The 18,921-nt window shown below is 63.7% G+C and carries 18 protein-coding genes; 6 read left to right on the forward strand and 12 right to left on the reverse strand.

Annotated features, from left to right (window positions below; translation table 11 throughout):
• Positions 1 to 252 precede the first annotated feature (252 nt).
• Entirely contained in the window at positions 253 to 1,629 is a 1,377-nt protein-coding gene (locus NHAM_RS18230) for a flippase (RefSeq protein ID WP_011511923.1), read from the forward strand.
• Positions 1,630 to 1,756: 127 nt separating this feature from the next.
• Here NHAM_RS18230 and NHAM_RS18235 read toward each other — a convergent pair whose 3' ends face one another.
• The 9 genes from NHAM_RS18235 to cysG all read right to left on the reverse strand — a co-directional run bounded on the left by NHAM_RS18235 (position 1,757) and on the right by cysG (position 10,487).
• Positions 1,757 to 2,545, reverse strand: a complete 789-nt coding sequence (locus NHAM_RS18235; protein ID WP_011511924.1) for a 3-hydroxybutyrate dehydrogenase — start codon at positions 2,543 to 2,545, stop codon at positions 1,757 to 1,759.
• Between the two features lie 33 nt (positions 2,546 to 2,578).
• Positions 2,579 to 3,733: a DUF3734 domain-containing protein gene (locus NHAM_RS18240; RefSeq protein ID WP_011511925.1), complete on the reverse strand. Its 1,155-nt coding sequence runs from the start codon at positions 3,731 to 3,733 to the stop codon at positions 2,579 to 2,581.
• 92 nt (positions 3,734 to 3,825) lie between these two features.
• Positions 3,826 to 4,332, reverse strand: a complete 507-nt coding sequence (locus NHAM_RS18245) for a CAP domain-containing protein (RefSeq protein ID WP_011511926.1) — start codon at positions 4,330 to 4,332, stop codon at positions 3,826 to 3,828.
• A 62-nt stretch (positions 4,333 to 4,394) separates the two neighbouring features.
• Complete coding sequence (locus tag NHAM_RS18250) at positions 4,395 to 5,444, reverse strand: sulfate/molybdate ABC transporter ATP-binding protein (RefSeq protein ID WP_011511927.1); 1,050 nt, start codon at positions 5,442 to 5,444, stop codon at positions 4,395 to 4,397.
• Positions 5,434 to 6,303 carry a sulfate ABC transporter permease subunit CysW gene (gene cysW, locus NHAM_RS18255; protein ID WP_041359241.1) on the reverse strand — a complete coding sequence of 290 codons (870 nt, stop codon included), beginning with the start codon at positions 6,301 to 6,303 and terminating at the stop codon, positions 5,434 to 5,436. The genes NHAM_RS18250 and cysW overlap by 11 nt, the downstream gene beginning before the upstream one ends.
• Positions 6,304 to 6,314: 11 nt before the next feature.
• Positions 6,315 to 7,100 carry a sulfate ABC transporter permease subunit CysT gene (cysT, locus tag NHAM_RS18260; RefSeq protein ID WP_049769373.1) on the reverse strand — a complete coding sequence of 262 codons (786 nt, stop codon included), beginning with the start codon at positions 7,098 to 7,100 and terminating at the stop codon, positions 6,315 to 6,317.
• Positions 7,101 to 7,175: 75 nt separating this feature from the next.
• Positions 7,176 to 8,165 carry a sulfate ABC transporter substrate-binding protein gene (locus NHAM_RS18265; RefSeq protein ID WP_011511930.1) on the reverse strand — a complete coding sequence of 330 codons (990 nt, stop codon included), beginning with the start codon at positions 8,163 to 8,165 and terminating at the stop codon, positions 7,176 to 7,178.
• A gap of 124 nt (positions 8,166 to 8,289) precedes the next feature.
• Positions 8,290 to 9,012, reverse strand: coding sequence for a phosphoadenylyl-sulfate reductase (locus tag NHAM_RS18270; protein WP_041359242.1), 723 nt, complete (start codon positions 9,010 to 9,012; stop codon positions 8,290 to 8,292).
• A 38-nt stretch (positions 9,013 to 9,050) separates the two neighbouring features.
• A complete protein-coding gene (gene cysG, locus NHAM_RS18275) occupies positions 9,051 to 10,487 on the reverse strand; it encodes a siroheme synthase CysG (RefSeq protein ID WP_011511932.1) in 1,437 nt (478 codons plus the stop codon).
• 256 nt (positions 10,488 to 10,743) lie between these two features.
• On the opposite strand from cysG, the gene cysD reads away from it, so the two are divergent.
• From cysD to NHAM_RS18290, 3 genes are all read left to right on the forward strand, one after another.
• On the forward strand, positions 10,744 to 11,550 hold the full coding sequence (cysD, locus tag NHAM_RS18280) for a sulfate adenylyltransferase subunit CysD (RefSeq protein WP_011511933.1): 807 nt from the start codon (positions 10,744 to 10,746) through the stop codon (positions 11,548 to 11,550).
• A 24-nt stretch (positions 11,551 to 11,574) separates the two neighbouring features.
• The gene (cysC, locus tag NHAM_RS18285) at positions 11,575 to 13,500 is read left to right on the forward strand and encodes an adenylyl-sulfate kinase (RefSeq protein ID WP_011511934.1); all 1,926 of its coding nucleotides are present in this window, start codon (positions 11,575 to 11,577) and stop codon (positions 13,498 to 13,500) included.
• Positions 13,501 to 13,702: 202 nt separating this feature from the next.
• Positions 13,703 to 15,886, forward strand: a complete 2,184-nt coding sequence (locus NHAM_RS18290; protein ID WP_011511935.1) for a malate synthase G — start codon at positions 13,703 to 13,705, stop codon at positions 15,884 to 15,886.
• Positions 15,887 to 15,976: 90 nt separating this feature from the next.
• Here NHAM_RS18290 and NHAM_RS27665 read toward each other — a convergent pair whose 3' ends face one another.
• Positions 15,977 to 16,132: a Thivi_2564 family membrane protein gene (locus NHAM_RS27665; RefSeq protein ID WP_011511936.1), complete on the reverse strand. Its 156-nt coding sequence runs from the start codon at positions 16,130 to 16,132 to the stop codon at positions 15,977 to 15,979.
• A gap of 212 nt (positions 16,133 to 16,344) precedes the next feature.
• On the opposite strand from NHAM_RS27665, the gene NHAM_RS18295 reads away from it, so the two are divergent.
• Together NHAM_RS18295 and NHAM_RS18300 are read left to right on the forward strand one after the other, a co-directional pair.
• Positions 16,345 to 16,716: a DUF883 family protein gene (locus NHAM_RS18295; protein ID WP_011511937.1), complete on the forward strand. Its 372-nt coding sequence runs from the start codon at positions 16,345 to 16,347 to the stop codon at positions 16,714 to 16,716.
• 151 nt (positions 16,717 to 16,867) lie between these two features.
• Positions 16,868 to 17,311, forward strand: a complete 444-nt coding sequence (locus NHAM_RS18300) for a hypothetical protein (protein ID WP_011511938.1) — start codon at positions 16,868 to 16,870, stop codon at positions 17,309 to 17,311.
• A 36-nt stretch (positions 17,312 to 17,347) separates the two neighbouring features.
• Here NHAM_RS18300 and NHAM_RS18305 read toward each other — a convergent pair whose 3' ends face one another.
• Together NHAM_RS18305 and NHAM_RS18310 are read right to left on the reverse strand one after the other, a co-directional pair.
• Positions 17,348 to 17,764 (reverse strand): hypothetical protein, encoded by a 417-nt coding sequence (locus tag NHAM_RS18305; protein ID WP_157043676.1) that lies wholly within the window; start codon positions 17,762 to 17,764, stop codon positions 17,348 to 17,350.
• Between the two features lie 318 nt (positions 17,765 to 18,082).
• Positions 18,083 to 18,841, reverse strand: coding sequence for a response regulator (locus tag NHAM_RS18310; RefSeq protein ID WP_011511940.1), 759 nt, complete (start codon positions 18,839 to 18,841; stop codon positions 18,083 to 18,085).
• Positions 18,842 to 18,921: the final 80 nt, after the last annotated feature.

Genomic DNA, 18,921 nt, shown 5'->3' on the forward strand with positions numbered 1-18,921 from the left:
CGCTCCCCCCTCGACGCATCCGCATCAAGAGAATCATGCCCAGAACCGCTGCGCCAGAGACTTCTTCAACAGCCTGCTAGGTTCAGGCCGAAGCGACGGCGGTTGCACCTCCCCTAAAAAGGGGAGGGAATGCCCACAACATCCGGTTCGACTTGATCCATTGCTGGTGATCGCGCGGCCCCCAACCGAATCTTAACGAATCGTTGCTAGGTCCGGATCGTGGCACGCTTCCCGCGTCACGAGGATTCCACCGTGGCCGTAACGGACACCCCAACCGCACCTGCAAGGCGATTGTCCGGCCTGATCGGGCGGTTGCGTGCGACGCTGGCCGGTTCAAACGAGGCTTCGCTGACCAACCGCCTCGCCGGCACGATCTTCATCATTCGTGTCATCAGCGCCGGCCTCGCCTATGTCGCACAGATCCTGCTCGCGCGCTGGATGGGCGGCTCCGACTACGGCGTTTATGTCTATGTCTGGACCTGGGTACTGCTGCTCGGCAGCATGATGGATTTCGGCATCTCGGCCTCGGCGCAGAAGATCATTCCGGAATATCGCGCCAGCGGCGACGACGCACGGCTGCGCGGATTCCTGAGCGGCAGCCGCTGGATGACGTTCATCGTCGCTGCATTGATTTCGATTTTGCTCGCGGCCCTCGTCAGGGTGCTGTCGCCGTGGATCGATCCGGCGACGGTCCTGCCGCTCTATATCGGCTGTCTGACGCTGCCGGCCTTCGTGGTCGCCAATACCCAGGACGGCATTGCGCGCTCCCACGACTGGATGCGGCTCGGGCTGATGCCGCAATTCATCGTGCGGCAGTCGCTGATCATCGGCTTCACCGCCGGCGCTTTCGTCCTGGGATTTCATCTCAGCGCCGCCATCGCCATGCTGGCAAGCGTGGCGGCGGTGTGGATCGCCATGATCGGACAGATGATCGTGCTCAACCGGAAGCTCGGCACCAGCGTCGCCGCCGGGCCGAAGGTCCACGATTTCCGCGCCTGGCTCGCGGTCTCGCTGCCGATCCTGCTGGTCGAAAGCTTTTATCTATTGTTGTCCTACACCGATGTGCTGGTGTTGCAGCAGTTCCGCCCCTCGGACGAGGTCGGCGTTTACTTCGCGGTCGTCAAGACGCTGGCGCTGGTGTCGTTCATTCACTACGCGATGTCGGCGACGACGGCGCACCGCTTCACCGAATATCACGCGGCCGGCGACAAGGAACGGCTGGCGGCCTACGTCGCACATGCGATCAAGTGGACGTTCTGGCCGTCGCTCGCCGCGACGCTGCTGCTGCTCGCGCTCGGCAAGCCGATGCTGTGGCTGTTCGGCCCGCAATTCGTCACCGGCTACAGCATCATGTTCATTGCCGCGATCGGGCTCGTGGTCCGCTCCGCGATCGGCCCGGTCGAGCGGCTGCTCAACATGCTCGGCCATCAGCACGCCTGCGCGGCGGCCTATGCGCTGGCCTTCGGCATGAACGTCGCGCTGTGCTTCGCGTTTGTCCCGCGCTACGGCGGCCACGGCGCCGCCGCCGCCACGTCGATATCGCTAGCGTTCGAGACGGTGCTGCTGTTCTGGATCGTGCGCCGCAAGCTCGGACTGCATGTGCTGGCGTTCGGGAAGAAGCGTGCTTAACAACGAACGGACATCGTACGCGGGCTTGACCCGCGTATCCATTATTTTTCAAAGGGATGGATGGCCGGGCATAGGCTAGCGGAAGCGACGCCGCTCTTCGAACGGCTGCGCCCGGCCATGACAACGCCTACTCCGCCGTCCAGCCGCCGTCGATCGACAGGTTGCTTCCGGTGATCTGGCTGGCATCGTCGCCGCACAGAAAGAGCGCCAGGGCGGCGACCTGCTCCACGGTGACGAACTGCTTGGTCGGCTGCGCCGCAAGCAGCACGTCGTTGATGACCTGCTCCTTGGTCATGTCGCGCGCCTTCATGGTGTCGGGGATCTGCTTCTCGACCAGCGGCGTCCAGACATAGCCGGGGCTGATGCAGTTGCAGGTGATCTTGTGGGCCGCAAGCTCCAGCGCCACCGTCTTGGTGAGGCCGGCGATGCCGTGCTTGGCGGAGACGTAGGCCGACTTGAAGGGCGAGGCCACCAGCGAATGCGCCGAGGCGGTGTTGATGATGCGGCCCCAGCCGCGCGTCTTCATGCCGGGGACAGCGGCGCGGATGGCGTGGAACGCCGACGACAGGTTGATAGCGATGATCGCGTCCCACTTCTCGATGGGAAACTCCTCGACCGGCGCGACGAACTGGATACCCGCATTGTTGACGAGAATATCGACCGAGCCGAAGGTCGTTTCGCCCAGCGCAATCATGCCGGCGATCTCGGCGGGTTTTGTCATGTCGGCGGGCGAATGGACCGCCCTGACCTTGAACTCGGCCTCGATGGCGGAGCGTTCCTTCTCGATGTCGGCCGGCGCGCCGAACCCGTTGATCACGATATTGGCGCCGGCACTCGCAAAGGCGCGGGCATAGGCGAGGCCGATGCCGCTGGTCGAGCCGGTCACTACCGCGGTCTTGCCTTTCAGGTTCGTCATCGTCTTCTCCTGTTCATGCGCGGGCGTCCGGCTTTACGGAGCACCCTTTTCATCCTCGGCGGTGAGGTCGTAAGTCACCATGGCCTCGCCACCCTGCCGCCGCGCCAGCCACTCCGGATGACGCATCGAGAGATCGACGTCATGTTCGCCGGAGGACCAGTGCTCGGTCATGTTGAGACGCGAAAAATCGTAATCCTTCAGCGAGGCCTCGTAATTTTTGCGGCGATAGATCAGGTGAACCACCGTGACGGTGTTTTCCTTGGCCGCCTGCTTGAGGAACTTGACCGAAGGATCATCCTTGAGATCGGCCGGCAGTTTCGAAATCAGGTCGCGCACCGCCTTGCGCGCGTTGTGAATCTGCTTGTTCTTGTCGGTGTTCATCCGGGTCCGGCTGGAGTAGCGGATGTTCTTTTCGCGATCGGCGGCCTCCAGCAGCGTGGTCGGCAACGGCCCGCGCGCGCTGAACAGATCGACCTGAAAGATCAAAAGATCGGACGCGGTCTTCTGATCCAGCACGTAATCCAGCGGCGTGTTCGAGGCGATGCCGCCGTCCCAGTAGTATTCGCCGCCGATCTCGATTGCCGGGAAACCGGGCGGCAGCGCGCCGGATGCCAGGATGTGCTCCGGACCGATCTTCTGCCGGGTGTTGTCGAAATAGGTGAAGTTGCCGGTCGCGATATTCACCGCGCCGACGCTGAGCCGCGTCGCCCCGCTATTGATGCGGTCGAAATCCACCAGCCGCTCGAGCGTCGCGCGCAGTGGCGCGGTGTCGTAATAGCTCAGGGATTGTGGGTCGGCCGACGGCCAGAACTGCGCCGGCGGAAAGCGCGGCGTGAAAAAGCCGGGCACGCCGAACGCCGCGATCATGGCCGCGCTGGTCTCGCTGAACAGCGAATGCGCGCGGTTATCCGGCAGCATCGGCTGCCAGGGGACCGGCGATGATGCCAACTCCCAGAATTCCCTGAGGCGCTCGACGCGCTTGTCGCGCGGGTTGCCCGCGATGATCGCAGCGTTGATCGCGCCGATCGAGATGCCGGCGACCCACTCCGGCTCGAAATCGTGCCGGCCCAGCGCCTGATAGGCGCCGGCCTGATAGGAGCCGAGCGCGCCGCCGCCCTGAAGCACCAGCACGCACCGCGCCCGCGCCGGTATTGCCGATGAAGCCGGTTCGGGAGATATGGAATCCATCAGACCCGCAAGTCAATTGTCGCAGGCCTTACCGTGGCGTCGGTTCGCGCTCGCGTCAATCAGCGCAGAGCCGACCGCGTATCACGCAACGGTTATCGCTGGTCGGTGGATGCCAGAACCAGTGTCCAGAACACCTTGTATTTGGTGTCCGGAGCATAGCTCGCGGCGATGCCCAGTTTCGTGACGCCGTTCTTCAGCATGTTCGCCCGATGGGGAGGCGAATCGCGCCAGCCCGAGAACGCCTCGGCGAGGGTGTGATAGCCGGCGCCGATATTCTCGACCGCCAGCGTCGCCGGATAGCCCGCCGCCGCCAGCCGCTTGGGCAGCTTCCCGGCCACGTCGTGATCCATCTTGTTGCGTTTGGCCATCGCCATCGATTGCGTTTCGGCGACCTGCATCAGTTCCGGATCGACCGTCACCGGGCCGAGCCCGTTATTGGCGCGATAGCCGGAAATCATCGAGGCGGCGACCGCGGGATCCAGCTTGGCTCCGCCGTGGGCCATGTCGAGATAGAACGCCGGCTGCTCCGGAGGCGGTTTGTCCGCGGCGCATCCGGCCAGAGCCAGAAGGCCGAGAATCGCGGCACAAGTGCGGATCATTCGTAGCCCCCCCAATCAGCCGGAGTTGTTGCATACCAACCATGGCTGAAAGGTGAACGATCTCACGTCGGGTCCGCGAAAATGCGGTAGCGCCGGGGCTGCAGGCCGACGACCTCGCCATCGCGAAGCTCGCGGTCGCGCGGCGCGTCGATTTCAATGATGGTTTCGCCCGCCCTGCCGGACAACGCGATATCGGCCCGCTGGATCGGACCGAAGGTCCGCACCCGCCGCACGGTCCCTTCGAGGCCGCCCCAACCGGGCGGACTGATCTGCATGTCGTGGCGGCGAACGAACAGTTTCGACGGCCCCGAACTGCCGTGCTCCGCGGCGATATTCAGCGGCGTGTCGCCGAGCCGGACAAAGCCGTCATCAACGTCGACCGGCAGAACGATCGACTCGCCGATGAAGCCGTGCACGAACGCCGTCTGCGGATTGTCATAGACATCGCTCGGCGTTCCGATCTGCTCGATGCGCCCCTTGTCCATCACCACCACGCTGTTGGCGACTTCGAGCGCCTCCTCCTGATCGTGGGTCACGAAGATGGAGGTGACGTTGATTTCCTCGTGCAGCGAGCGCAGCCACGTCCGCAACTCCTTGCGCACCTTGGCGTCGAGCGCGCCGAACGGCTCGTCGAGCAACAGAACGCGCGGCTCGATCGCAAGCGCGCGCGCCAGCGCGACGCGCTGGCGCTGGCCACCCGAGAGCTGGCCGGGGTAACGGCCGGACAGCCAGTCGAGCTGGACGAGGTCGAGCAGCTCCTTGACGCGCGCGCGGATGCCCACTTCATCCTTGCGAACGGCGCGGGGCTGGACCCGCAAACCGAATGCGACGTTCTCGAACACCGTCATGTGGCGGAACAGTGCATAATGCTGGAAGACGAACCCGACGCTCCGCTCGCCTGCGCCGCGCGCCAGCGCATTCTCGCCGTCGAACGAGACATCTCCGGAATCAGGCCAGTCGAGCCCGGCAATAATGCGCAGCAGCGTGGTCTTGCCGGACCCCGACGGCCCGAGCAGCGCCATCAGTTCGCCGTGCGGGACCTTGAGATCGACATGGTCCAGCGCGGCGAAGGCCCCGAACTTTTTCACGATATTGCGGACTTCAATGGTCACTCGGTCGTTGTCCTTCGTCGAGATTTCGTTCCAGAACGGTCTTCGCCACCAGGGTGACCAGCGCCAGCATGGCCAGCAGCGAAGCGATCGCGAACGCCGATACGAACTGATATTCGTTGTAGAGGATTTCGACCAGCAGCGGCATGGTGTTGGTCTCGCCGCGGATGTGACCGGAGACGACGGATACCGCCCCGAATTCGCCCATGGCGCGGGCATTGCAAAGCAGCACGCCATACAGCAACCCCCACTTGATGTTCGGCAGCGTGACGCGGAAGAATGTCTGCAACCCCGAAGCGCCAAGCGACAGGGCCGCTTCCTCTTCCGCCGTCCCCTGCTCCTGCATCAGCGGAATCAGCGCGCGCGACACGAATGGAAAGGTCACGAAGGTCGTTGCCAGCGCGATGCCCGGCAACGCAAACAGAAGCTGGATGTTGTGGTCCTGCAACCAGGGTCCGACATAACCCTGCGCGCCGAACAACAGCACGAACACCAGACCGGAAATGACCGGGCTCACCGAGAACGGCAGATCGACCAGCGAGATCAGGAGCGTCTTTCCGCGAAACTCGAATTTTGCGATCGCCCAGGCGGCGATCAGCCCGAAAAACAGATTGAGACCAACCGAAATCGCGGCGACCGCCAGCGTCAGCATGATCGCCGACTGCGCTTCGGGATCGGCAAGCGCGGCGAGATAGGCGTGCGCCCCTCTGGCGAATGCTTCCGCAAACACGATCGCCAGTGGCAACACGATAAACACCGCGAGAAACAGGACGGTGAGGCCGATCAGCAGACCGCGCACCCAGCGCGGTTCGGAGCGGGCGTCGGTACGGTCAAGCGGAATCGCGATCGCGGTTTCGGACATCGGCGTCACCTCTAATGCGTCGGGACGCGCAGCTGCGCCCAGCGTTGCAGGCGATTGATGACGAAGATGACCAGGAACGCCACCACCAGCATCACGACGGCGATCGCGGTGGCATCGGCGTAGCGGAATTCGGAAAGCCGTATCACAATCAGGAGCGGCGCAATCTCCGACACGTTCGGCAGGTTGCCGGCGATGAAGATCACCGAACCGTATTCGCCGACCGCGCGCGCGAATGCGAGCGCAAAGCCCGTCAGCAGCGCGGGGAAAAGGCTCGGCAGAATCACCCGCCACACCGTCTGCCAGCGGCTGGCGCCGAGGCTCGCGGCGGCCTCCTCGATCTCCGGATCGAGATCGATCAGCACCGGCTGCACGGTGCGCACCACGAAGGGAATACCGATGAACACCATCGCGACGAAGATGCCGAGCGGCGTGAACGCGACCTTGATGCCAAGCTCGGCCAGCGGCGCGCCGAGCCAGCCGTTCTGCGCAAACAGCGTCGTCAGCGCGATACCCGCTACCGCGGTCGGCAACGCGAACGGAACATCGACGATCGCGTCCAAGATGCGGCGCCCGGGAAACCGGTAACGCACCAGCGCCCAGACAATGATGCTGCCCATCACCAGATTGACCAGCGCGGCGAGAAACGCGAGCCCGAACGAAATCTTCAGCGCATTCAATGTTCGCCGGCTGGTGACGATGTCAACGAACTGGGCGAAACTCAATTCGAACGATTTGAGAAACAGCCCGGCAAGAGGAATCAGAACGATGATCCCGAGCCATGTCAGCGTCAGCCCCATGGTGAGGCCGAATCCCGGCAGAGTCCGTCGTCGTCCCGATCCTCCTATCACGTTGTTCTGCTCCGCCCCGTCGCATCAGTTCTGGTAGATCTGATCGAAGATGCCGCCTTCGCCGAAGTGGACCTTCTGCGCCTTGGTCCAACCGCCGAACACGTCGTCGATCCTGAACAGCTCGACCTTGGGAAATGCATCGGCATACTCCTTGATCACTTCCGGATCGGTCGGACGGTAGTAGTTTCGCGCGGCGATCTCCTGCCCTTCCCGAGTATACCAATATTTCAGATACGCCTCGGCAACAGCGCGCGTTCCCTTCCTGTCCACTACTTTGTCGACGACGGCGACCGGCGGTTCCGCCAGAATGGAGATCGAAGGCACCACGATCTCGAATTTGTCCTTTCCGAACTCCTTGAGCGCCAGAAAGGCCTCGTTCTCCCAGGCGAGCAACACGTCGCCAACGCCGCGCTCGACGAAGGTGACAGTGGAACCACGCGCGCCGGTATCGAGCACCGGGACGTGGGTGTAGATGTCGGCCACAAACTGTTTCGCCTTGTCCTCGCTGCCGAACTTCTTCAGCGCGAAACCCCATGCCGCGAGATAGTTCCAGCGCGCGCCGCCCGAGGTCTTGGGATTGGGCGTGATGACGCGGACGCCGGGTTTGATCAGATCGTCCCAGTCCTTGATACCCTTGGGATTGCCCTTGCGCACAAGGAAAACGATGGTGGACGTATAGGGCGAGGAATTTCGCGGCAACCGCTTCTGCCAGTCCTTGGCGAGCAGCCCCCGCTCGGCAATCGCATCGATATCATAGGCGAGCGCGAGGGTAACCACGTCGGCCTGCAAACCGTCGATCACCGAACGCGCCTGCTTTCCGGACCCGCCGTGGGACTGCTTGATCTCGACGCTCTTGCCGGTTTCTTTCTGGTAAGCCGCGGCGAATGCCTTGTTGAAATCGACGTAGAGCTCGCGCGTCGGATCGTATGAGACATTCAATAGCGACACGTCGGCAGCATACGCCGAACCTGCCCAGATCAATCCGGCAAGAACAACGAAAACACGACGAAGCATTTTAATCTCCATAAGGCCCGATCACGCGACGACCGCCAGAAGCCCATGAATGAAACTCGTCAAACGGCATGCTGAAGTCAACGAAACCACATTTCAATGTTTGCGACGCCGCAGAGTCATTCCTCTACGAAGTCTTCATCGTGTGGATGCCGCATTCCGTCTTGGCTCTGTCGCGCCAGCGGCCGGCGCGCGCGTCTTCGCCGGCCTGCGCGCGGCTGGTGCACGGCATGCAGCCGACGGAGAGAAACCCCGACGCGACAAGCGGGTGCGGCGGTAGCTTCGCCGACGCATAGATCGCCTCGATGTCGGCGCGCGAGGCGTTCGCGAACGGATTGAACTTCAGCCGCGCGCCGTCGTCTTCCACGAATGGAATGTCGGCGCGCAGGCCGCCCTGAAACCGTTTGCGACCGTTGATCCAGGCGTCGAACGGCTGCAGCGCGCGCACAAGCGGCTCCACTTTGCGGATGCGGCAGCAGGCATCCGGATCGGAGAACCACAAATCGCGATCGGGATCCTCGCGCTTCAGCACATCCTCAGATGGCTGAATGGAGCGAACATCCGTCAGGCCGAGCGCGGCGATCAAGGTGTCGCGATAGGCCAGCGTCTCCTCAAACAGCCATCCGGTGTCGAGGAAGATCACGGGAATGGCCGGATCGACGTCCGCCATCACCTTCAACAGCGCCGCCGACTCGGTGCCGAACGACGACACCAGCGCCAGCCGGTCGCGCCCGACCGTGCGCAGTGCCGCGGCGATCACGTCCGCAGGCCGGGCGTCGCGCAACGCGTCGTTGAGCGCCGCCGCGGGCGGCAATGCGGGAGTCCCTGTCGCTGCTGCCGGCTGTGTCATCGCGCTTGCCGCGACGCTCTTTTGTTCGGGCAGAGAGGTCATTCGGCGGCCATCTGAAATGTATGAAACAGGGGAGTCGGGCTCGCGTTGCGCCATGGCGCGGAGTGCGAGACGACGTCGCCGATCACGAGGATGGCGGGTCCGCCGTCAATTTCACGAACCAGCGCCGGCAGATGATCCAGCGTGCCGACGACGGATTTGGCATCGGGACGGGTGGCGCGCGCGAACACGCCGACCGGGGTTTCCGGCGAACGCCCGGCCGCCAGCAGGCCATCACGAATCGCGTTGGCCGCCGTGGTTCCCATGTAGACGACCACCGTCATCTTGCGGTCGGTCAGCGCCGACCAGTCGACGCTCGAAGCATCCCGCGCCTTGTGCGCGGTGAGGAAGGTGACGCGCAGCGCCTCGTGGCGGAAGGTCAGCGGCAATTCGGATTCCGCAGCCGCGCCGAGCCCGGCCGTGATTCCGGGAATGACCGAACAGGCGACGCCGGCCTCGCGCAGCGCCTCGATCTCTTCGCCGCCGCGGCCGAAAATGAAGGGATCGCCGCCCTTGAGGCGGACGGCACGCTGTCCGGACTTCGCGGCATCGATCAGCAACCGGTTGATGGCATCCTGTCCGATGCCGGGCTTGCCGACGCGGCGACCCACCGGGATCCGCACCGCGTCGCGGCGGGCGCGATCGAGAATCTCCGGCGAGACCAGCTCGTCGTAGAACACGATGTCGGCGTCCTGCAACGCGCGCAGCGCCTTGATGGTGAGCAGATCCGGATCGCCCGGCCCGGCGCCGACCAGCGTGACGCGGCCTTCGACAGTGCCGGGAGCGGATGCGCCCGCGTAGGCGGAGGGATCGGCGATTGCTTGCAGCGAGTCTTCGGCTTCATCGGAGCGGCCGGCGAGAACAGACGCGCCGATCGGGCCGTCCACCACACGCTCCCAGAAGCGGCGGCGCAGCGGCATGTCGGGAATGCGCGCATGTACCGCCTTGCGCCAGCGCCCGATCAACGCCGCGAGGTCGCCGATTCGCGCCGGCAACAGCGCCTCGATGCGTTCGCGCACGCGCCGCGCCACCACGGGCGACGCACCGCCGGTGCCGACCGCCACCACCACGTCGCCGCGATCAACGATCGCCGGGACGATGAAACTCGAATGCGCGGGGTCGTCCATCACGTTGACGGGCAGACCGGACGCCCGCGCGCGCGCCGCTACAGTCACGCCGATCTCGCCGGCGCCGGCGCAAAACACCGCGACGATAGCGCCGAGGTCGGCCGCGCCGGGATTGGTTTCCAGACGCTCGATGCGCGAGGCGGCGACGGCATCGAGACCGGCGACCGCGAAGTCGCCGTCGGTTGCATGCCAGCGCACGCGCGCGCCCGCGGCGAGCAAAAGGCGCAGCCTGGCCCGCACCGGATCGCCCGCTCCGATCAGAAGGATCGGACCGGCTTTGGAATCAAGAAAGATCGGGAGGAATTTCATTCGACTCTGTCTGCTTTTCTTCTGCTTTGCGTCGGCAAGGGTTGACTGAAATTATTTTCTATTTATGTATCTTGCAAGCTCATCAAACAGAAAATTATTTCTTCTATGCGGGAACAAAAGTATAGAATTTTCTACTTCCAAACACCGCACGGACGAGATGCATCTTCTCACCCTCCGAAATCCACAATTTCGGCGGCCGCTGATTTCGACGGTCAGCGGCGCGGCCGTCGACCGCGCAGCAAGCAAGGAGCAGGCCATGCAGCCTGGAATAGACCACCTCGATGCGCTTGAAGCGCAGAGCATCTACATTTTCCGGGAAGCCTTCGCTCGCTTGAAGAAGCTCGCGCTGCTGTGGTCGCTCGGCAAGGATTCCAACGTGATGATCTGGCTGGCGCGCAAGGCCTTCTTCGGCCGGGTGCCGTTCCCGGCGCTGCACGTCGACACCGAGAAGAAGTTCCCCGAGATGTACGCTTTTCGCGAACGCTATTCGAAGGAGTGGAATCTCGATCTCAAGGTCGATTACTGCCCGCCGGTCGAGGCGGTCGACCCGACGCTGCCGCCGGCCGCGCGCTCTGCCGCACGCAAAACCGAGGGGCTGAAGCTTGCGCTGAACAAATACGGCTTCGACGGGCTGATCGCCGGTATCCGCCGCGACGAGGAAGCGACCCGCGCCAAGGAGCGGGTGTTTTCGCCGCGCGGCAGCGAAGGCGGATGGGACGTGCGCGACCAGCCGCCGGAATTCTGGGATCAGTTCAACGCCTCGCCGCCGCCCGGCGCGCACTTACGTATCCATCCGATCCTGCAGTGGACCGAGGCGGATATCTGGGCCTACACCAAGCGCGAGAACATCCCGATCATTCCGCTCTATCTGGCAAAGGACGGCAAACGCTACCGCTCGCTGGGCGACTCCGATATCACCTTCCCCGTCGCTTCGACCGCGACGACCATCGACGAGATCCTGATCGAACTCGACAGCACCAAAATCCCCGAACGCGCCGGACGCGCGCTCGACCATGAAACCGAAGACGCTTTCGAGCGGCTTCGCGTCGCCGGCTATCTCTGACCTGAATCGAATCGAGCGCTTCCGATGAACATGATCGCCCCCGCCATCGCGCCGAACGCCGCCCTCGCGACGCCGAACGGCACCACCCGTCCCCAGGTCCGCATCGTCATCGTCGGCCACGTCGATCACGGTAAGTCGACGCTGGTCGGACGGCTGCTGCACGAGACCGGCAGCCTGCCCGACGGCAAGCTTGAGATGCTGAAAGCCGTCAGCGCCCGGCGCGGCATGCCATTCGAGTGGTCGTTCCTGCTGGATGCGCTGCAGACCGAGCGCGATCAGGGCATCACCATCGACACCACGCAAATCCGCTTCCGCACCCGCTCGCGCGACGTGGTGCTGATCGACGCCCCCGGCCACGCCGAATTCCTGCGCAACATGATCACCGGCGCGGCGCAGGCCGACGGCGCCGTGCTGATCATCGACGCGCTGGAAGGCGTGCGCGATCAGACCCGGCGGCACGGCTATCTGCTGCATCTGCTCGGCGTCAAACAGGTCGCTGTCGTCGTCAACAAGATGGACCGCGTCGATTTCAGCGCGGAACGCTTCAACGCCATCCGCGACGAGATTTCCACGCATCTGACCGGCCTTGGCCTCGCGCCGACGGCGGTGATTCCGATTTCGGCCCGCGATGGCGACGGCGTGGCCGAACGGACCGCGAAGATCGACTGGTACAGCGGTCCCACCGTGGTCGAAGCCCTCGATGCGCTGCAACCGGCGCGGCCGCTGGACGAGCTGGCGCTGCGCTTGCCGGTGCAGGCGATCTACAAATTCGACGACCGGCGGATTGTGGCCGGCCGCATCGAGTCAGGCAACCTGACCGCGGGCGACGAGATCGTGATCATGCCGGCCGGCAAGATCGCAAAGATCCGTAGCGTCGAAGGCTGGCCCTCGAGCCCGACGGGCGCGCAAGGCGCCGGCCGCTCCGTCGGCATCACGCTCGACCGTGAACTGTTTCTCGAGCGCGGCGACGTCATCGCCCATGTCGGGTCGGCGCCGCGCGACACGCGACGGATTCGCGCCCGCATCTTCTGGCTGCATGAGACATCGCTCGCGGCCGGTGCGTCCATTCTGCTGCGGCTCGGCAACAAGGAAACGCGCGCCGTCGTCGTGGCGATCGAGAAAGCCGTCGATCCCGGCGAACTATCAAGCGCCGAGGCAAAGGCGATCGCGCGCAATCACGTCGGTGAAATCGACATCTCGCTGGCGCAGCCGCTCGCCGCCGACCCCTACGTCGACAATCCCCGCACCGGCCGCCTCGTGATCGAGGTCAACGGCCGCATCGCCGGCGGCGGTCTGGTGCTCAGCGTCGAAGCGGGACAGCGCGCGGTTCCGGTCGATATCGTGCCGGTTGAATCCGCGCTGCGGTCGGACGAGCGGTCCGCCCGCTATCGTCACAACGGCGCCGTGGTCTGGCTGACGGGATTGCCGGGCTCGGGCAAATCGACCCTGGCCCGCGCACTCGAACGCAAACTGTTCGGCGACGGCGGCTCGCCGGTTCTGCTCGACGGCGACACGTTGCGCGCCGGGCTGAACGGCGACCTTGGCTTCTCGCCGCAGGACCGTGCCGAAAATATCCGCCGGCTCGCGGAGGTCGCCACGCATCTGGCGCGCAACGGCCACGTTGCGATCGTCGCCGCGGTCTCCCCGGCGCGCGAGGATCGCGCCGCGGCGCGGCGCATCGCCGATACCGCCTTCCGAGAGATCTATGTCGCGACGCCGGCCGACATCTGCGAGAGCCGCGACCCCAAGGGGCATTATGCCAAGGCGCGCGCCGGCGTCCTGCACGGCTTCACCGGCATCGGGAACGACTATCAGCCGCCGGAGTCGGTGGAATTGACTATCGACACCTCGTCCTGCGCGGTCGGCGACGCCGCCGACGAAATCGAGCGGATGCTGATCAGAACCGGGATTCTGTTCGACGACCTGACCGACGTTGCCGCCAACATCTGAGCTTGCGAAATCTTGCAAGCGTTCGACCGGATGACCGCCGCCAATCGTAGGGGGCGGCACCCGGTTGACTCTGTGTGCGATTATTCACCTTTTGTAGGGGCTCACGGCGCTCGCTTTGGCGCTAAAAGGCAATGGAAGCCGAATTTCGGCAACCCGACCTAGAAACCGCGCACCTGTCGCCGTTTCTCGCGAGAAGCCCGACATGACTCGCATTGACGCCCACGGACTGAAGATCGCGCCTGTCCTGTTCGATTTTATCGCCCGGGAGGCCACGCCCCGGACCGGCATTGCCCCGGATGCCTTTTGGGCCGGGCTTGCCGCCATCGTCCGCGATCTCGGACCGAGAAACCGCGAATTGCTCGCGGTGCGCGATACGCTGCAAGCGCAGATCGACGGCTGGCATCGCGCCAACAAAAGCCGGCCGTTCGACATGGCCGCCTACACGGCGTTCCTGAAAGAGATCGGCTATCTGCTGCCAGAGCCCGCGACCCATGCGGTCGAGACCGCCAATATCGACGACGAGATCGGAAAAATCTGCGGACCGCAACTGGTGGTGCCGCTGACCAATGCCCGTTACGCGCTGAATGCCGCCAATGCGCGCTGGGGCAGCCTCTACGATGCGTTATACGGCACCGATGCCATTGCGCACGAGGCCAACGAGGCCAGGGGCTATGACAAGGCGCGCGGCGACAAGGTGATCGCCAAAGCCAAGGCGTTCCTCGATTCCGCCGCACCGCTTTCGGCCGGCAGCCATGCCGATGTCGCCGGCTACAGCGTCGTCAATGGACACCTGTCGGCGAAACTCAGGAGCGGCGACGCCACCGGCCTGAAGACGATTGCGCAATTCGCGGGCTATCAGGGCGCCGCGGACGCACCGTCCGCGATCCTGCTGGTCAACCACGGCCTGCATATCGACATCCGGATCGACCGCGCCGACCGCATCGGCAAGGACGATCCGGCCGGCGTCGCCGATGTGATCATCGAGGCCGCCATCAGCACCATTCTCGATATGGAGGACAGCGTCGCCGCCGTCGATGCCGACGACAAGGTGCTGGTGTATCGCAATACGCTCGGCCTGATGAACGGCACGCTCACGGACACCTTCGAGAAGGGCGGCAAGACCGTCACCCGCGCCCTCAACGCCGATCGCATCTACACGTCAGCCAATGGCAAGGAGATCGCCCTCCACGGACGCAGCCTGCTTTTGATGCGCAACGTCGGCCATCACATGGTTACCGACGCGGTACTGGATGAAAACGGCGCAGAGATTCCGGAAGGTATGCTCGACGCCGCGGTATCAAGCCTGCTCGCGATCCACGATCTCATGGGGATTTCGAAGACGCGGAACAGCCGGACAGGCTCGGTCTACATCGTCAAGCCGAAGATGCACGGCCCCGACGAGGTGGCGCTGACCTGCGAACTGTTCGCCCGCGTCGAGACCATGCTCGGACTGCCGGAGAACACCCTCAAGATCGGCATCATGGACGAGGAGCGCCGCACCACCGTCAACCTCAAGACCTGCATCCAGAACGCCTCGAAACGAGTCTGCTTCATCAACACCGGCTTCCTCGACCGCACCGGCGACGAAATCCATACCTCGATGGAAGCGGGTCCGATGATCCGCAAGAACGAGATGAAGGCGCAGCCGTGGATGAGGGCCTACGAGGACTGGAATGTCGACATCGGCCTGATCGACGGCCTGCCCGGCCACGCCCAGATCGGCAAGGGCATGTGGGCCGCGCCCGACCGGATGGCCGACATGCTCGCGCAGAAGGTCGACCACCCGCAAGCCGGCGCCACCACCGCATGGGTGCCCTCGCCGACCGCGGCAACGCTGCACGCCCTGCACTATCATCAGGTCGACGTGCTGAAGCAGCAACAGGAATTGAAAGCCGGCGGACAGCGCGCAAAGCTGTCGGACATCCTCACGGTCCCGGTGTCGCAATCGAACTGGGCGCCGGACGATGTGAGGCTGGAGATCGACAACAACTGCCAGGGCATTCTCGGCTACGTGGTGCGCTGGATCGATCAGGGCGTCGGCTGCTCGAAGGTGCCCGATATCCACGACGTCGGCCTGATGGAAGACCGCGCCACGCTGCGCATCTCCAGCCAGCATCTGGCGAACTGGCTACATCAGAACGTCGTCACCAGCGATCAGGTGATGGACTCGCTGAAGCGCATGGCCGTCGTCGTTGACAAGCAGAACGCCGGCGATCCCCTCTACACGCCGATGGCGCCGACATTCGACGGCGTCGCCTTCAAGGCGGCCTGCGATCTCGTGTTCAAGGGCCGCGAGCAGCCGAACGGCTATACCGAATACATCCTGACCGAACGGCGGCGCCAGGCCAAGGCGGAGTCCAAGGGGGAGTCCGAGGCGGCCGGCTGACGGATTGGCCCTGCGAATGACGTGAAATGCCCCCGGCGCGGTGTCGGGGGCATTTTTATTTGTCTCATCTCAGCGCCGTCGGCACTTGCCTTAGAACACCGGAAGAAATTTCAGCGCCGAGGCAACGCCGATCACGATAGCGGCGATGCTGGCGATCTGCTTGCCGCGGACGTCGAGCGGCGTCAGATTGATGAAATACAGAACAAGAACAACAACGAGAAACGTAATCAGGACGCTGATAAGCATTGTTGCTTCTCCAAAATTGATCGCAAGACTTCAAGACGGAGAAGCGCCCTCGCGACATTTGGCGCGGGAGGCAATCCAGACGAGACCTGAAAGTTCCGTCGACAGGCGCACAACGCAGCGGAGTCAGCTTGCCGAGCAAGCGAGCGCGTCGCGGAACCTAAGCCGCGACGGCACGTTGGTTTGCCATACCCCTTCAGTTTCAGGAGCATTGGATGGCGAGCAGCGATGGCGAGGATGCGATGAAAAACCTGACGGATAAAGCGACCTACGAACGCCTTGAGAAGGATTTATCATCCGTGAAAAACGACATCTCCGCACTGGCCGATCAGATCTCCGACGCGCTCGGTACGTTGACCGGCGCCGCCAAGAAGCAGACACGCCGCGGCTACAAGCAGGCCAGGGCCAACGTGGACTCCGTTCTCTCCGATGTGTCGGAGCGCGGCAACGCGGCCATCGACGCGGCACAGAACGCCGTATCCTCGATCGAGGATACGCTCGAGGAGGCGATCCAGCAGCGTCCTCTCGCCACAGTGGGACTTGCGATCGGACTGGGATTTTTGATCGGCGTGACCTGGCGCCGGTGATTTTGGCGCCGGTGATTTCTGATTCCGATGATTTCCGGCGCGGTGATTTTTGCCGATCGGCCGGGGGCGGCCGGATATTCTGGGGTCACTGCCCGCCTGAACGCGCCAGCGGTTTATCTGACAATTGATTTCGATTCGGGCGAGGCGTTGAATGTTTCAGCGGGCAATCGATGACTTCAAGGAGAGCGCGGGCAACGCCGTGCGGCTGACGTCCCTCGCCGGGGTGGCGGTTTTTGCGGGTTTCGTCACAATCGTATTCCTGTGTGCCGCCGCGTTCGTCTTCGTGCTTCAAAACTACGGCTTGATCGAGGCTTGCCTGACCGGTGCGGCGATCTTCTTCCTGATCACCCTGATCGCGGTGGTGACCTATGCGATCCGGCGAAATGCCATGAAGAAACGTGTGGCCAAGACGGCCAGGTCGGCGGCACAAAACCTTCTCGCCGATCCGATGCTGGTGACGGCAGGGTTGCAGTTGGTACGCGCGATCGGCATCAAGAAGCTGATCCCGATCCTGGCTGTCGGCGGCCTGGCGCTGGGATTGCTCGCGGGCCGACGGGATCGCGATGACGAGGGCAACGCCAGCGACGACACTTGATTTCGGACAACGACAAAATTTCCGGACAGCAAAACCTCACGTCACGCAACGATCGGGCTGAAGCTGCCTAGCAATGTCGGTCAGAGTACTCACCACCGGTTCACATGCGATCGTCCGCCTGACCTGAGTCGCGGGCACGCGGCCGGAATTCGGCTTCATGACGTCCCGCTTCATGACGCGGTCGCCTGCTTCCAGGCGTAAGCTTTCCGGAATCCGCAATACGATCGACGTATCCGGAAGACTTTCCAGCCGAATGGAAACAGTTCGGCCCTCCATGTGCGACAACTGAACAATGTCGCGATCGGCCTTGTGCGCGCGATTGACAACCGTAGCGGCGACATCGTTACCGCCGGCGAGATCGCCTGCGAACTGCACCGCACCGAGCGGCAGCACGACCGCCGCCAGCGCACCGATTACTCCCGCCGATACCTGAAACATCGTTGCCTCATCCATTGTCATTTCGCTGCCACGACCACGTTGTCACACAGCGCGATTGTGGATCAGAACCGCGAAGCAACAACGCGGTTCGCAAGACATCGTTCAGTTAACCGTTTCAGAAAAAAGAGTGCGGTGCGGAACGCTTCCCGGGTGCTCGCGTTGTCCCGGCAGCCGGCCGTTCCCCCAGCCCCCACCGACCGGCGACAAGGACGCGGCTATTGGCAAGCATGCCGGCCGCGCCCTTTTTTGCACGTTGCAGCCGGACGCTCGAAACGTGACATCGGCAGGAACACGGTTCGTGCCGCAGGCCATGACGACGCTGTACGGTCGCGATCAGGATGCGGCGGCGCGCGGCTCACGGTTGCGCGAATTTCGCTGGAAGAACAGCGCCTGGCTGGCTACCGCCGAGACCATGGCGGGCTGGAACGGCTTCGAGATGAGGAATGCCGGCTCGGGCCGCTCGCCGGTCAGAAACCGTTCGGGATAGGCCGTGATGAAGACAACCGGCACCTCGACGCCGCGCAGAAGTTCGTTGACGGCGTCCAATCCGGAGCTGCCGTCGGCGAGCTGGATATCCGCCAGAATGAGACCGGGTTTCCTGGTTTTGGCCAGGGCGACCGCTTCGGCATGGGTGCGTGCGACGCCAATGAACGTCTCATCCTCGATAATCAGGACGTCGGTTGCGATTTCCGCCGCCATTTCGCGACCGGCAATATCGCTCAGCTTGCGAACTTCGGCGACGTCGGCCTGTAGAACAAACGCAGCCTCCTCCTCCGAAAAGCCTTCCAGCGACAGCAGCAGGAACGCCTGACGCGGCAGCGGCGTGATATTCGTCAGCCGCCGCTCCATCGGTGCCGCAGCCGGCACCTCGTCGGTGCCGCCGTTGATCGAAACCGAATTCCAGATTTGAGTGAACAGCCGGAACAACCCCGCCCGCGGCCCGTGCCGCTCGTCGAGCAACGCCGGGTCCTGGAGCAGCGCCTCCAGCATGGCTCCGACATAGGCGTCTCCGGACGCCTGATTTCCCGTCAGGGCGCGGGCATACCGTCGCAAGAGCGGCAAATGTTCGGCTACGACCTGTGATCGAAACATCCCCATCCATCCTTTTTAAGACAGCTCTCGGGATCAAGCATCTCGTCTTTAGACGACGCACGGCGCAACGGCGAATCCCG

Source organism: Nitrobacter hamburgensis X14, from assembly GCF_000013885.1.
GTDB lineage: Bacteria > Pseudomonadota > Alphaproteobacteria > Rhizobiales > Xanthobacteraceae > Nitrobacter > Nitrobacter hamburgensis.

Excerpts from the sequence above, each read along its gene's own strand:
- NHAM_RS18295 (WP_011511937.1), top strand. The coding sequence starts at position 16,345 with ATGGCGAGCAGCGATGGCGAGGATGCGATGAAAAACCTGACGGATAAA.
- cysG (WP_011511932.1), bottom strand. The coding sequence starts at position 10,487 with ATGAAATTCCTCCCGATCTTTCTTGATTCCAAAGCCGGTCCGATCCTT.
- cysW (WP_041359241.1), bottom strand. The coding sequence starts at position 6,303 with ATGTCCGAAACCGCGATCGCGATTCCGCTTGACCGTACCGACGCCCGC.
- NHAM_RS18235 (WP_011511924.1), bottom strand. The coding sequence starts at position 2,545 with ATGACGAACCTGAAAGGCAAGACCGCGGTAGTGACCGGCTCGACCAGC.
- cysC (WP_011511934.1), top strand. The coding sequence starts at position 11,575 with ATGAACATGATCGCCCCCGCCATCGCGCCGAACGCCGCCCTCGCGACG.
- NHAM_RS18290 (WP_011511935.1), top strand. The coding sequence starts at position 13,703 with ATGACTCGCATTGACGCCCACGGACTGAAGATCGCGCCTGTCCTGTTC.
- NHAM_RS18240 (WP_011511925.1), bottom strand. The coding sequence starts at position 3,733 with ATGGATTCCATATCTCCCGAACCGGCTTCATCGGCAATACCGGCGCGG.
- NHAM_RS27665 (WP_011511936.1), bottom strand. The coding sequence starts at position 16,132 with ATGCTTATCAGCGTCCTGATTACGTTTCTCGTTGTTGTTCTTGTTCTG.
- NHAM_RS18310 (WP_011511940.1), bottom strand. The coding sequence starts at position 18,841 with ATGTTTCGATCACAGGTCGTAGCCGAACATTTGCCGCTCTTGCGACGG.
- NHAM_RS18300 (WP_011511938.1), top strand. The coding sequence starts at position 16,868 with ATGTTTCAGCGGGCAATCGATGACTTCAAGGAGAGCGCGGGCAACGCC.
- NHAM_RS18265 (WP_011511930.1), bottom strand. The coding sequence starts at position 8,165 with ATGCTTCGTCGTGTTTTCGTTGTTCTTGCCGGATTGATCTGGGCAGGT.
- cysD (WP_011511933.1), top strand. The coding sequence starts at position 10,744 with ATGCAGCCTGGAATAGACCACCTCGATGCGCTTGAAGCGCAGAGCATC.
- NHAM_RS18245 (WP_011511926.1), bottom strand. The coding sequence starts at position 4,332 with ATGATCCGCACTTGTGCCGCGATTCTCGGCCTTCTGGCTCTGGCCGGA.
- NHAM_RS18305 (WP_157043676.1), bottom strand. The coding sequence starts at position 17,764 with ATGGATGAGGCAACGATGTTTCAGGTATCGGCGGGAGTAATCGGTGCG.
- NHAM_RS18270 (WP_041359242.1), bottom strand. The coding sequence starts at position 9,012 with ATGACACAGCCGGCAGCAGCGACAGGGACTCCCGCATTGCCGCCCGCG.
- cysT (WP_049769373.1), bottom strand. The coding sequence starts at position 7,100 with ATGGGGCTGACGCTGACATGGCTCGGGATCATCGTTCTGATTCCTCTT.